Here is a 13,937-nt window from a genome sequence, read left to right as displayed (position 1 = left end):
CACAACAAATGGCCACATTAAAAGAGGAGCAGAGCATGGAAAACATCACATTCAAGGCAATGATCGTTACGGAGTCCGACGACAAGAAATTCACCCGCAAAATAGGGGAAAAGCAAATCAGTGACCTCCCCGAAGGAGAGGTTATCATCAACGTCCAATACTCCTCCTTAAATTATAAGGATGCTCTCTCTGCGATCGGCAACAAAGGGGTGAGCCGCTATTATCCGCACACTCCTGGAATCGATGCAGCCGGGGTGGTTGTGGAGAGCACAAACAGTAAGTTTACCCCAGGTGAAGAGGTGCTGATTACCGGCTACGACCTGGGCATGAATACCACTGGTGGATATCAGGAATACATCAGGGTACCGGCCGACTGGATAGTGAAGCTGCCGGAAAACCTTACCCTGCGCGAGAGCATGATCTACGGCACTGCCGGTTTTACAGCAGCTCTTTCTTGTTACAAGATGATTAATAATGGGGTCGTGCCGGGAAATGGACCAGTCCTGGTAACCGGTGCCACCGGCGGAGTGGGCAGCATAGCGCTTTCCATCCTGGTCAAATCAGGCTACGAGGTGGTGGCTGTCAACGGTATTGTTGATGAGACAGAATATCTTAAAAAACTTGGTGCTAAAGAAGTTATCTCTATCGAAGAGGCAGATGACAAGAGTGGACGCCCCATGCTAAAGCCCCGTTGGGCAGGAGCCATTGATACGGTAGCCGGCAACATCCTTTCTACCGCTATCAAAACAACCAAATATGGTGGTTCCGTCACCTGTTGCGGCAATGTTGGGTCTGCGGAGCTATCTTCTTCCATTTACCCATTCATCCTTAATGGGGTAAGCCTGCTGGGTATTGATTCGGTAAACTGTCCGGTTGACACCAGGATGGCGGTTTGGAACAAAATCGCTTCTGACTGGAAGCTCGACTACCTGGAAGACATAACCACTGAATTACCCAACATGGAAGCCCTGGATGAGCGAATCGATCTGATCCTGCAAGGTAAAAACAGAGGTCGGGCCATCGTGAAAATTAGCAAATAAACAAGCTCAACCGTACATTGTATTGCTAAGAGGGCAGGAATCTCCCTGCCCTCTTTCTATAATTGCGACTCTATAGGCAGCAAGGCCATTACACTGACCAGCAATCGTTTGAAAAAAGAGGTGTCCGGTTCCACTCTGCGCACCACCTCTCTGCCCCCCTCCTTTCGGACCCACTCCACATCCTCGCCACCATAATTATCCGGGACCAGCCGCAACTGATAGACGTTTGTACTTTTCCGCTCATCAAAACGCTTTCCTATTTTCCGGCCAAGCTCCGGTGAATCGAAAACAATCCCAAGTTCCGTGTTCTGATCTGCTGAACGTGGGTCAAAATTAAAGGAACCTATAAACAAGATCTGCCGGTCAAAAATATAGGATTTTGCATGCAGACTTGCCCTAGATGCCCCATCGAAAACTTGCTGTTTTTTCTTCCCTGCCGGCAAAGCATCAATTGCGACTTCATACAACTCCACCCCAGCCCGTAGTAATTCCTTTCGATATTTAGCATACCCGCAATGGACAACAGCGACATCGGTCGAGGCAAGTGAATTGGTTAAGATACGCACCTGAACACCCTGGCTCTGCAATTTTTTAAAAAAATCGACCCCTTCTTTCCCAGGAACAAAATAGGCACTGAGCATTAAAAATTCAGAGCTTAACTCGTTTACCAATGGATTGAGCTGGGTGGCGAGGTGCAAATCTTTTGCGTCCAAAGCAGCTGTGATTTTCTCCGGATCATCATAAACAGCCACCGCTTTACCCCACGAAAAAGGCAGCACATCGTTTTTCAATTCTCTCGCTAATTGTGAATTGTTGAGGGCTTGAACGTATTGCTGTGCTTCAGGCCTCTTTGTATATGCATCCAGCAATGGCCTGGCTCGTTCAAGGGCTTCTGGATCAGGCTTTTGAGAAGATATTAATTCCACAGGGTAGGAAAGTGGATTATTCCAATAGGAATCAAAAGAGCTTGAAATTTCGTTAACTACCGGCCCTATTGCCAAAACGTCCATATCGCCAAAAGCAAGTTCAGGGTCTGCAGCAAAATACTCGTTACCGATATTACGACCGCCTACGATGGTGGCCTGATTATCGATGGTCAACGATTTATTGTGCATCCGACGAGTTACGCTGCCAAATCGAGTGATGAACTGGGATACCCTGGAACTACCGCGAATAAATGGATTAAAAATTCGAACTGAAATATTCGGATGCTGGGCAATAGTGAATAAATTTATATCACGCCCTTCCAGGCCCATATCATCCAGAAGAAGGCGTACTCTGACTCCTCGATCGGCTGCCTGGAGAAGCAAATCAGCAAGGAGCCCGCCAACCAAATCGGGATGATACAGGTAATATTGCAGATCGATACTTTTCTCAGCCGCCAGGACAAGCACTGCTCTTGCTACAAAGGCGTCAAGTCCGTTATCAAGCAGATAAAAGCCGGACTGACCTGGGTGCTGCTTTTTGTCATCTGCAAATAAGGTGGCAAGGTGGGTTTGCTCTGTTGCAGAAATAACAGTTGTTGGTACTAACGCACTGTTGTCAGGTAACTTCGCACACCCGGAAGCTATGCACAAAAGAATAGTCCCTGCCGTCAGCCAACGTACGGTCCATCCAGCAAAATATCCATGTCTCATGACTCATATCCCTTTGTCACGGGTTACAGGTAAAGGCTGTTGTATTCTTTCCTTATACCTTACTTTCCGTACCTTTTTATAAAAATTCTTCTCAAAAAACACAATCTTTGCAAAGCTGTTTATATTCTGTACGTAAATGATCCCCCTAAATGGAGATAATAGGTAATTACTACACAGCGGACTCATCATGAAAGTAGCAATTTTGTTCTGTATCATATCACTTGTCGGTTGCTGGTCACCAAAAGCACAAGCAGTTGACCATCATCTCTGGGACGGACTTCTCAAAAAACATGTTCGCGCAATAAACAACGGCAACAGTACCCAGGTCGACTATGCAGGTATTGCCAAGGAAAATGATACACTCCAGCAATACCTGCAACACATGTCATTGATCACGGTGAAAGAATTTGATAGCTGGTCAAAAAACGAACAACTCGCCTTTCTCATTAACAGCTACAATGCGTGGACAGTTGATTTGATTCTAACCAAATATCCAGATTTGTCGTCAATCAAGGATCTTGGCTCATTTTTTCAAACCCCATGGAAAAAAAAGTTTATTCCGCTGCTGGGAAAAGAACGTAGCCTGGATGATATTGAGCATAACCTTATCAGAGGGTCTGGGCGATACAATGAACCGCGGATTCACTTTGCTGTTAATTGCGCCAGCATTGGCTGTCCGGCATTGAGAGCTGAAGCATATAGAGCAGACAAACTTGAAGAGCAACTGGAAGAAGCAGCCACAACCTTTCTCCAGGACCATCAGCGCAATCGTTATGAAAATGATACGTTATACATTTCGTCTCTTTTCAAGTGGTACAAAAAAGATTTCGCGCAAGGCTGGCGAGGGGCGGAGACACTGCATCATTTTTTGGCCTTGTATCACGATTCCTTGCAGATACCCGCAGATCAACTTTCACGAATGAAAAATGGAGAAATTGACATACGCTACCTTGAGTACGATTGGCAGCTCAACGACACGTAACCGAGGCAAGCAACACCTTTTTACGCCAAATGGTTGTAGGAAACGACAAATTTTGCTATGAGCTTGACCTGGTAGTTACTACCTACTCACCGTCTTAAATGGAGCATAGCTTCTGGCCTTCTCAGACAGCAGTCACACCCTCCATACAAATATAAAAGCAGAACACCACGGGAGCATCCATGCAAAATTATATCTATGTCATCGGTGAAGAGCAATCTGCCATTATTCCTGAAAATCCAGAAGTGATGGAATTTACCAGTACCAATATGGGTGAGATAAATACAGAGGAGCTTTTACTGGTGATTGGTAATGTCTTTGGTAAAGGTGAATTTTTTCCAGGCCCTCAAGAAGTGCTGACCTCAGTCATTCATGAGGTGGTGAGAAGGTGGGAAGAGTATCAGCAGCAAAAAGACAAGGATAAGTATTGTGTCATATTGACAGCTCTACGCCTTCTGGATGGACAGGTAGAAGCCGCCCCCATAAGTATCATCTCAATCGGGGATCAACATTTATCAGAGACTGATAATGATCAATTTTACACGCTGCTGCTTGACCAGTTGCCCGGCTTTCAGGAAAAATTCAAGCAGAAAGCTTACTCTCCTGATTCAAAGTTGATAACAATCATCCAAGATGCTGCAGAGCACCATGAGCTGAAACAAGCTCCTTCGGCCTAATTTTTTATCAGGGTTTACGTACAAAGTCAGATAATTTGGGAGGGGTAACACAAAAGCCACTCATGCAGTCACCAATGGAATTGATCTCAGCGTCTTCCAGATCTATCAACGCTTTTATGACATCTTCAAGGGTAGCCCCTGCAAATTCGCCGTCCAGGGAAAACCAGCCTTGATTGTCTGTATACGCAAAGTTCTGCCGGACATGTGCCTGCTGCTCTTCTTGGGTTTTATCTATAAATTTACCGGAATACATGGTACTCCCTTTAGCGTTAAATAGTTTTTAGAAATGTTGATGTTATATCCGATAATATGTAATTTCTATTCCTTTTTAAACGATACCTTCTGAACAATAGTTTTTCTCGAGACCTCCATAACTTCTCAGAATAAAGAACTCTTCTTTTGTAACTTTATAACCTTGTGAAAACATTTACAGGCCAACGTGAAAGCCTTTTCATGCCGCGTTTTTTCCAGTATTTTTGGCTGGTCGAGAAAAGACATACTCCACATCAGGTTATCGACATATCCCCTAAATATATCGACAAAAAAAATTGATGCAAGACAGCTGTTCAGGACTGTAATCGATAGCAGGGAGAATAAGAGGTTGTGGCTAACTTCATCCTTCCGGCATCAATAAAACCTGCAAGCAATTGATCCAGTGGATCCATAATCTCGCAATCCCCTCGCAACTCAAACAATCCTTTTTCCTCTATTGCTCGTATTCCTGCATCTTTCACATTGCCTGCCACAATCCCGGAAAAGGCGCGTCTTAAATTAACGGCCAACTGATATTTCTCCTGATCCATGGAAAGATTCAGCTGGCTCATGCTCTCATGGGTTGGCACAAACGGATGCTGGAAATTGTGATCAATATGCAGTAACCAGTTGTAATAGTAGGCATCATCATTGAGTTTGCGAAATTGACGCACCCGCTCAATCCCTTCCTTAACAGTGAGGGCAACCTTTTCCGGCTCATCAATGATAATTGTATACCTTTGCTGGGCTTCCGGGCCCAGAGTAGCACCGATAAACGCATCAATCTGTTCAAAATAAGAAGCCGCACTTTCCGGTCCCGAAAAAACAACCGGAAAAGGCATATGCATATTCTGCGGCGCCATCAGAATGCCGAGGAGATACAAAATCTCTTCTGCAGTACCGACGCCACCGGGAAAAACAACAACCGCATGCCCGGCGCGGACGAATGCCTCCAACCGTTTTTCGATATCCGGCATAATCACCAATGCATTCACAATGGGGTTGGGTGATTCCGCAGCAATAATTCCGGGTTCGCTGATGCCAAGATACTGGCCACTGTAATTACGTTGCTTTGCATGGCCGACTGCCGCACCCTTCATAGGCCCTTTCATTGCTCCGGGGCCACATCCCGTACAAATATCCATACCACGGAGGCCGAGTTGATACCCTACTTCCTTGGTATAATCATATTCATGTTCCGGGATGGAGTGCCCACCCCAGCAGACAACAAGACGGGGATTGGTGCGCGGCCGCATAATGTTGGCGTTTCTCAATATATGAAAAACGGCATTGGTTATATCACCTGAGTTGTTGAGATCAAATTTGGGATTGGTGTTGATCTCATCATCGACATAGATGATGTCACGAAGCACAGCAAACAGATGTTCCCGTATGCCTCTGATCATCTCGCCATCCACAAAAGCATTTTCCGGTGCGTTTATCAGATCGAGCTTTATACCCCGCTCCTCCTGGATAACACTGATGTCAAAACTACTGAATCGCTCAAGCAACTCTTTCCCATCATCCAGGTATTCACCGTAATTCAAAACAGCAAGAGAACAACTGCGAAAAAGAGGGTACAGATCTCCCCTACTGGTATCCAGCAGTTTGCTGATTTCCAACCGAGATAATACATCCAGATGCCCGTTTGGGGAAATACAGGCATCCAATACAGACTGACTCATAAAACTTCCTACTCAATAATTTTGTTTTATCTAAAAACCATATTTTTCTTCATGGTATCCGATTTCCATCAATATTCAAAATCTTCAAGTTTATCGTCATAATTCAGCAAAGATCTAAAAACTGTCAATCTCGCTCGAACTTTAACTGTTCAGCAGTGCTTTAAATGTTCACCAACTGAACGACTTAGCGGACAAGCCCCGACTTCGATACACCGGTATACTGGACGGGCAGATCGTAAAGAGTTGGTGCTGCTGATCAGTCACTGTTCATCTTATCACAAAGTTTTGCAGGAAAAAGAGATTTTCAATCAAGCGCCTCATCCTGATCACAAGATTTCCAATCCCAATGTTTTGCCGCATAAGCATCCAACGCCCTGAGTTTTGTCACCGTACACACCCACTATTTTCATATAAAAAAATTCCAGTCAGGCCTTGGTTAGGGTCGGCACCTCCTACAAAAGGATGCACATGCTGCTTTTGATGGGAATGGTTGCATTAAATTCTTGAGCAACCGAGCCAAAAGCGACTCCGATGAAAATTTTTAATTATTGAGGCACAACGGCTTTCAGCGAGTTGAAAAAAAGACCTTGATTATGCGAGTTTCAATGTTGTAATTGAATAACAGGACAACAAAAATTTTTCAAACCATAAACAACAGAAAACAACCATAAAAAACCATAACTTACAACAAGCTCGATTGATCAGGCACCATTGCAAACGGTTCTTAAAACGAAAGAAAATGCTGAACCTGCCATTTACATCCATCCGCGAAAGTGCCGTTTGCACAATTTGCATCCAGCACAAGAGGATTCACTGCATGAAAACACTCGTCACCTGTTCCATTACCACACTTTATCAATTGCCCTTCCTTGTCGCTTTCGCACTGGGCCTAAACACTCTCGCCGGACACGCAGCAACAGTGCAATATGAGTACGATGCTCAACATCAGTTGGTCCGCGTCATCTATGCGGATGGTGCGACCATCAATTATGCGTATGATCCGAATGGCAACCGTGTACAAATGATCACCAGTGGTGCTGTTCAGATGACCTATGAAGATGGCGAGGATATGACCACCGCAGGTTGGGAAATTTATGACAACAATCCTGCCGGTGCTACCATAATCAATGTATTTGATGAGCAGCGAGACGACAGAGCAATCGAGTTTATCGGCACTACCACCAAAAATGGCTATAGGCTGAAAAATGCAGATGGTACCACCTGGAATAATCTAGACTTTAAGGTGCTTGAGTGGAACATACGATATTCTGAGAATTTCATTGTATACGTTGCAGTACAGACTACCAAAGGCTTTCGTTATCTTTACTACACTCCTGCAAATGAGGACAAACTTGGAGATAGCACCTATATCCATCATGGGCTTGGTCAATCCTTAAAAGACGGCAACTGGCACCTGGTTATCCGTGACCTGGAGTATGACCTGAAAGAAGCCCAACCAGATAATACCCTGCTTTCCGTTGATGCTTTTCTTATCCGTGGTAGCGGACGAATCGATGATATCAGGGCCCACGATGCTATTCCTGAATTCCACGACTCTGACCTGGATGGTATCTCAGACCATGAAGAAATCAACGTCTATGCTACTCATCCCTACCACGAAGACTCAGATAATGACGGCCTGACAGACTTTGAAGAGCTCACCTACTGGGGCACCGATTGGAACAGCGATCCGGATGGTGACTCCCTCATCAATATTCTCGATGCTGATGCTGATAATGATGGTGTCCGAGATGGTTTTGAAATGCTGGCTGCAACTGACCCGGCTGACGGGGAATCAACTCCCGAGTCTATTACGCTTGAGGATGGAGAAGACAGCGATACCCTGGGTTGGCAAATTTATGATAACGATCCTGAAGGTGCTGTCATCACCAATGTATTTGATGAACAAAAAGCAGGCCGTGTCATAGAATTTATCGGCAGCCAAACCAAAAATGGCTACCGGCTGAGAAATCAAGACGGTAGCAACTGGAATATTACACACTTCAAGGTACTTGAGTGGAATATGCAATACCAGGAAAACTGTATTGTCTACATTGCAGCACAAACCGCCGATGGCTTTCGCTACCTCTACTACACTACTGCAGATTACGACAAACTTGGAGATGGCACGTATATCCATCATGGTCTTGGCGCCTCTCTCAAGGACGGTTCGTGGCAGACCGTTATCCGTGATCTGGAATATGACCTGAAAGAGGCGCAACCAGATAATACACTTCTCTCCATTGATGCCTTCCTCATTCGTGGAAGCGGCAGGGTCGATGATATCAAAGTATACCATTCTATTCCTGCGCAACAAGATTCCGACCATGACGGGATTTCCGACATCGATGAAATCAACACATACACAACTCACCCCTACTATGATGATTCAGACAATGACGGTCTTACAGATTTTGCAGAACTCACCTACTGGGGAAGTAACTGGAACGGTGATCCTGACGGAGACGCACGTATCAATATTCTCGATGAAGATGCAGATAACGATGGAGTGAGCGATGGTTTTGAAGTGCAAGCCGGAACCGACCCGGCTGACCCGGAAATAATCCCAGAGGTTATCACCTTTGAAGATGCGCAAGACACGGATCTAAAAGGTTGGCAGGTCTATGACAATGATCCGGCGGGTGCAGCCATCGCCAATGTCTTTGACGATCAATTAAATAGTCAGGTCATTGAGTTTAACGGGGTCGGCACCAAAAACGGTTTTCGTCTTAAAAATGAGGATGGCAGCTACTGGAACAACCGCAACTTCCCCATACTTGAATGGAAGATGCGCTATACTGAGAATTTCGTGATCTACTTTGCCACCCAAACCACGGATGGATTCAGGTATCTTTACTACACCCCAGCTACGGAAAATAAACTGGGAGACAGCACCTATATCCATCACGGCCTTGGTACTTCCATACTCGATGGTAACTGGAATACGGTGAGTCGCGATCTGAAAAATGACCTGAAAGAGGCACAACCAGATAATGAACTCCTCTCCATTGACGCCTTTCTTATACGCGGTAACGGAAGGATCGATGACGTCAAGGCTTATCGCAAATGAAGACTCCAGATGCCCCATCTTTGCTTCAATTGCCTCATAAACGTCCCTATCATTCAGGAAAAGCCATGGTATCAATACGCAAATCAACCCACTCAAAAAGTATGAATAAACATCTTATGACGTCCATCAAACCTCTGATCCTCACTGGCGTGCTGTTCCTGAGCGCCCTCACCCTGAACGTTTACGCCGATTGCAGTTGCAAAATTGGCAGCAACTACATTTCCACCATCGGCATGGAATTCACCGCAGTATCATGCCCGCCTGAGGGATTATCCTATACCAATACAACTACAAGGGTTCTGTATCTGACTGATCCCATCAAATGTGGAGGTTCTTCTATCAGCAAAATAACATCATATGGTGACGCAGACCTGCCCCCTGCCCTAACAATCAGCTTTTACCAGGACCAAGGATACAAAATACTCACCAATCCAAGCGGGACACATATCATTGCTGTGCATAAAAATTTCAACGGACAGGTGGCAGGAAAGGCTGTATCGGCAATTTCTCTCCCAACACCGTATGTCAGTGAGGATCTCAATCAATATTGTACCCATCCCACTCAGTTAGCAGATGCAGACAGCGATGGATTTCCAGACTGCCTTGACTGCTCCACTGATGACCCTGAGCTGTCTACTGACTGTCCGACCTGTGCCACAGAACACGCTGCATTGATAAATAGCTGCGCAGGCGAAAAAAATATAGCTGCCTTTGATAGCGAAACCTGCAACGGCTATTGTAAAAGCAATGGCCCGCCTGTTTGCCAACCTGACGTTATTTCACGCTAACAATATATTGAAACGACCATAACCTCAGCCCTCTTTGACTATGAATACACTGGCTACTGCAAAAAACTATTGTTCGCTCCTTCTCCTGGCTGGTTTGCAATTTTTCGCTGCTCCTCCTGCAACCGGTTCTCCCCAACCCTATCTTTTCGCTCACCAGGTCAACTTTGGGACCGGGAACAAATATCACCAGGAGCGAGACATCGCTCTTAACGGACCAGGACTTTCCCTCTCATTTAAACGCACTTACAACAGCCAGAGTACAGACTCAGCAACTGTTGGGTACGGCTGGTCTGCAAATATCACCGAACAGCTCGTTATCACCCAGGAAACGCTGCACCTCCGTCAGGCTAACGGGCGGATGGTCTATTTTGCCGGCCAGGGAGTCGATACATGGTCAACGGAAAACGGCCAAAAACGAATAGTCACCAAAACGACCGATGGATATGAGTTGCAAGAACCAAATGGTTCTCTGAAAAAGTATGACAACAGTGGCAAACTGACCAGCGTTACAGATACTAATAATAACAGCTTAAGCTACTCCTATGCAGACGAAAAAATAGCCTCAATAGCCACCAATTTCGGGCAAACGCTCTCTTTTACCTATACCGGAGAAAAACTTAGCGCTGTCCAGACCCCTGCAGGTACGTTTTCTTATACTTACGATGCCAACGACAACCTTATAACAGTTTCCAAACCTGATGGTACGTCCATCCAATATCTCTATGCCGATCCCAATGATGCACATAATCTGACAGGCCGACTGGATGAAGAAGGCAGAAAAAATTTGACTGTTGCCTATGATGCAGAGGACAGAGTGGTAACCGCTGCCCTTGAGGGTGGACTTAAGGCTGTAAGTATTCACTACAGCACGCCTTGGGAAAGGACAGTAACCGACAGCCTTGGCAATATCACTACCTACGCCTTAAAAGCCCTCAAGGGCGAGGTAGTCATTGATCATTTTGAGGGTCCTGGTTGTTCATCATGCGGGTCAACGGCCGACACGGCGTATACCTTTAATGATCGGTTGCAGATCAGCACGGCAACTGACGCCAATGGCGTCAGTACAGGATACACATATGATGAACAAGGAAATCTGCTTACTAAAACATTTGCCCAGGGCACCCTGGTAGAACACACCACAACCCAAACCTATACAGCTGCTAACAAGATCAGCAGTATTTCCGAGCCTTCAGTTGCCAATCCGGGCGAGCAAAAAACGACATCCTTTGTTTATGACGATCAGCATAACCTGACAAGCAAAACAGAAACCGGCTACTCCGGCTTAACCCTGATTTCAAAAGCCACTTCCTTTTCTTATGACAACAACGGCCAGCTTCTCGCTGTTGATGGGCCAAGAAACGATGTCAATGATACCATCTCCTTAAGTTACTATCCGAATGAGCAAACACAGGGTAACAATCGAGGCCGGCTACACACTGTTACCAATAGCCTGGGGCATACCATCACCTATGACGACTACACCGTATTCGGTAGCCCCACAACGATTACCGATGCTAACGGGATCGTTACCACTCGCACGTATGACATAAACAATCGCCTTCTTGCAGTGAGCGCAAACGGCCTCACTACCAGCTATACCTATGACTCAGCAGGCAATATTACCGCCATCCAGCTCCCTGGAAATAGATCCATTGCTTATTCCTATACCTCGTCAGGATTGTTGGAAAACATTATCGATCAATCCGGCAACAGCATCAGTTACACTTATGATAGCGAAGGGCAAAGGATTGGAGAAGATATACATGACCCAGAGGGGGTGCTCACTAAATATTCGGAATTCGAATACAACGATGCCGGAAAACTCAGCAAAACACTTCTTCCCGGGCCTGCTGAACGATCAGCCGACTATGACATAGCTGGAAATCTCGTAGAAACCATAAACGCCACCGGGCTCCATACGACCATGGAATACGACCCGCTTGGCAGGTTAACAAGACTAGCGGAAGCCGGAAAAAGCACTGGCTATATATATGACCAGGATGACAATCTTACTCAATTCACCGACCCAAAAGGTCACATCACGACCTTTACCTATGATGATTTAGGCAGAAAAACTAGCCGCATAGCCCCCGACACCGGCATTATATATTATAGCTACGACGAAGCAGGCAATTTCATTAGCTCGATTGACGCTTTAGGAAGGAGCATCGATTACACCTATGACAGCTTCAACAGGTTAACTCAAAGAACGTATGAAGGGATCCTTGAAACATATATCTACGATACAGCAACTAACGGGATTGGCCGGCTGACAACGGTAACCGATGAACACGGTACCAGAACCCTGCAGTACAACAGCTCTGGCCGACTCACCACGGATTCGCGCTCAATCAACGGTACAGAATCAGCCATCTCTTACCAATGGAGCAATGAAACAGGTGAACTCAACGCCCTCACCTATCCCAGCGGTATGCAGGTTGAATATAATAGGAATAATAACGGACAGGTAGAATCTCTTTCTATCGACGGCCAGATTATTATAGATGCCGTAACACACCTACCGTTCGGGCCACTGAAAAGTGCTGCCCTGGGATTGACCAATCTTAACCGGAACTTTGACCAGCGCTACAACCTGACATCCATTAGCGCCGGGCCTATGCAATACATTTATAGCCGCGACGCTGAAGGTCACGTCACAGGCATAGACAATATATCGCCGCCAGCAGTTACTCCAGAATCAACAAACTACAACTATGAAGCAGGGACAAACCAAATTCACAGTAAAACAGGTAACGCACCCAAAACTTATACCCACGATGCGGTCGGCAATATTATCTCAGACGGCACCTTCGACTTTACCTTTGACGCCCTCAACAGACTGATTGAGGTAAAACAAGGCGAAACCATCATCGCCGAATATGGGTACGACACAGAAAACAGAAGAATCTATAAAATAGCGGATAGTTTAACCACATTTTATCATTACGATATAAACGGCATGCTCATCGCCGAAACAGATGCTAATGGCACCTCGTTACGAGAATATATTTACCTAGACAACGAGCCTGTGGCACTCAAAGAGTATGAAATCAATCCTGGCATCTACTACTATCTCAACAACCATCTTGGTACACCTCAGCAATTGATTACAGATACAGGTTCTATTGTCTGGCAAGCAAACTACCTGCCCTTTGGAAAGGCTCAAGTAACAAACGAGACAATTACCAACAATATCCGGTTTCCCGGTCAATACTTTAATCAAGAAACCGGTTTGCATTATAATTGGAATCGGTATTATGATTCTGAAACTGGACGGTATCTTACCGCCGATCCGATTGGGCTAGCTGGAGGTATCGATCTTTATGTGTATGTTCAAAATGATCCGGTTAATACGATTGATCCGTGGGGGTTGGAGACAGTCCCCTTTGCTGGGTCAGTTCCTGCGATTGCAATAATATATACAAATGGCACAGTGACTGGTTCTGAAGCAATTATTTATAGTCCAGAACCTTTACAAAGAGTCACAGTGAGGGACATAGTTGATAGTGCAGGGGGGCACCAAACGCTTGTGATAACAAGAAATAGTGCAGCAATTGCAGCAATGGCTTCTTCAGAGAGTCTCGCAGGCCCTGTTGTATTTGGTGCTATTGCTGCTGGAGCAGAAGGGCTCGACATTTCATTGTATAGTGTCAACAAACTTCGCGATACTGTTCAATCATGTGTGGGGTCAGTTTGCAGTTTGGGCAACCCTTTAGATTTGATTTTTGGAGAAGTTATCAATCAGCTGAATCAATGTGAATAACCAAGAAGGTTACAAGTAAACTTCTTGGTTATTATATGAAAATAAA

9 protein-coding genes are annotated in these 13,937 nt (G+C 45.5%); 6 read left to right on the top strand and 3 right to left on the bottom strand.

The genetic code is table 11. The annotated features are described in order from the left end of the window. Positions 1-35: 35 nt before the first annotated feature. Positions 36-1,040 (top strand): YhdH/YhfP family quinone oxidoreductase, encoded by a 1,005-nt coding sequence (locus ACHZCY_RS20325; RefSeq protein WP_205222466.1) that lies wholly within the window; start codon positions 36-38, stop codon positions 1,038-1,040. Positions 1,041-1,096: 56 nt separating this feature from the next. Here the strand turns inward: ACHZCY_RS20325 and ACHZCY_RS20320 are convergent, their stop codons facing one another. Next, positions 1,097-2,677, bottom strand: a complete 1,581-nt coding sequence (locus ACHZCY_RS20320; RefSeq protein ID WP_319550184.1) for a phospholipase D family protein — start codon at positions 2,675-2,677, stop codon at positions 1,097-1,099. Positions 2,678-2,864: 187 nt separating this feature from the next. Between ACHZCY_RS20320 and ACHZCY_RS20315 the strand changes: the two genes are divergently transcribed. Both ACHZCY_RS20315 and ACHZCY_RS20310 read left to right on the top strand, forming a co-directional pair. After that, positions 2,865-3,659, top strand: coding sequence for a DUF547 domain-containing protein (locus tag ACHZCY_RS20315; RefSeq protein ID WP_319550183.1), 795 nt, complete (start codon positions 2,865-2,867; stop codon positions 3,657-3,659). A 179-nt stretch (positions 3,660-3,838) separates the two neighbouring features. Further along, entirely contained in the window at positions 3,839-4,333 is a 495-nt protein-coding gene (locus ACHZCY_RS20310; RefSeq protein ID WP_319550182.1) for a hypothetical protein, read from the top strand. A 7-nt stretch (positions 4,334-4,340) separates the two neighbouring features. Here the strand turns inward: ACHZCY_RS20310 and ACHZCY_RS20305 are convergent, their stop codons facing one another. After that, entirely contained in the window at positions 4,341-4,586 is a 246-nt protein-coding gene (locus ACHZCY_RS20305) for a RidA family protein (protein WP_319550181.1), read from the bottom strand. A 313-nt stretch (positions 4,587-4,899) separates the two neighbouring features. Then, positions 4,900-6,270 (bottom strand): nucleotide 5'-monophosphate nucleosidase PpnN, encoded by a 1,371-nt coding sequence (gene ppnN / locus ACHZCY_RS20300; protein ID WP_319550180.1) that lies wholly within the window; start codon positions 6,268-6,270, stop codon positions 4,900-4,902. Positions 6,271-7,087: 817 nt separating this feature from the next. Here ppnN and ACHZCY_RS20295 point away from each other — a divergent pair. From ACHZCY_RS20295 to ACHZCY_RS20285, 3 genes are all read left to right on the top strand, one after another. Beyond that, positions 7,088-9,340, top strand: a complete 2,253-nt coding sequence (locus ACHZCY_RS20295; RefSeq protein WP_319550179.1) for a hypothetical protein — start codon at positions 7,088-7,090, stop codon at positions 9,338-9,340. A 65-nt stretch (positions 9,341-9,405) separates the two neighbouring features. Further along, positions 9,406-10,128 carry a hypothetical protein gene (locus ACHZCY_RS20290; protein WP_319550178.1) on the top strand — a complete coding sequence of 241 codons (723 nt, stop codon included), beginning with the start codon at positions 9,406-9,408 and terminating at the stop codon, positions 10,126-10,128. A 40-nt stretch (positions 10,129-10,168) separates the two neighbouring features. After that, on the top strand, positions 10,169-13,891 hold the full coding sequence (locus ACHZCY_RS20285) for an RHS repeat-associated core domain-containing protein (RefSeq protein WP_319550177.1): 3,723 nt from the start codon (positions 10,169-10,171) through the stop codon (positions 13,889-13,891). Positions 13,892-13,937: the final 46 nt, after the last annotated feature.

This window comes from Desulfogranum marinum, assembly GCF_963675105.2.
GTDB lineage: Bacteria > Desulfobacterota > Desulfobulbia > Desulfobulbales > Desulfobulbaceae > Desulfogranum > Desulfogranum marinum.
The sequence above is the reverse complement of the archived record's forward strand: the minus strand, read 5'-3'. Positions and strand labels throughout refer to the sequence as shown.

Excerpts from the sequence above, each read along its gene's own strand:
- ACHZCY_RS20325 (WP_205222466.1), top strand. The coding sequence starts at position 36 with ATGGAAAACATCACATTCAAGGCAATGATCGTTACGGAGTCCGACGAC.
- ppnN (WP_319550180.1), bottom strand. The coding sequence starts at position 6,270 with ATGAGTCAGTCTGTATTGGATGCCTGTATTTCCCCAAACGGGCATCTG.
- ACHZCY_RS20315 (WP_319550183.1), top strand. The coding sequence starts at position 2,865 with ATGAAAGTAGCAATTTTGTTCTGTATCATATCACTTGTCGGTTGCTGG.
- ACHZCY_RS20295 (WP_319550179.1), top strand. The coding sequence starts at position 7,088 with ATGAAAACACTCGTCACCTGTTCCATTACCACACTTTATCAATTGCCC.
- ACHZCY_RS20305 (WP_319550181.1), bottom strand. The coding sequence starts at position 4,586 with ATGTATTCCGGTAAATTTATAGATAAAACCCAAGAAGAGCAGCAGGCA.
- ACHZCY_RS20320 (WP_319550184.1), bottom strand. The coding sequence starts at position 2,677 with ATGAGACATGGATATTTTGCTGGATGGACCGTACGTTGGCTGACGGCA.
- ACHZCY_RS20310 (WP_319550182.1), top strand. The coding sequence starts at position 3,839 with ATGCAAAATTATATCTATGTCATCGGTGAAGAGCAATCTGCCATTATT.
- ACHZCY_RS20285 (WP_319550177.1), top strand. The coding sequence starts at position 10,169 with ATGAATACACTGGCTACTGCAAAAAACTATTGTTCGCTCCTTCTCCTG.
- ACHZCY_RS20290 (WP_319550178.1), top strand. The coding sequence starts at position 9,406 with ATGGTATCAATACGCAAATCAACCCACTCAAAAAGTATGAATAAACAT.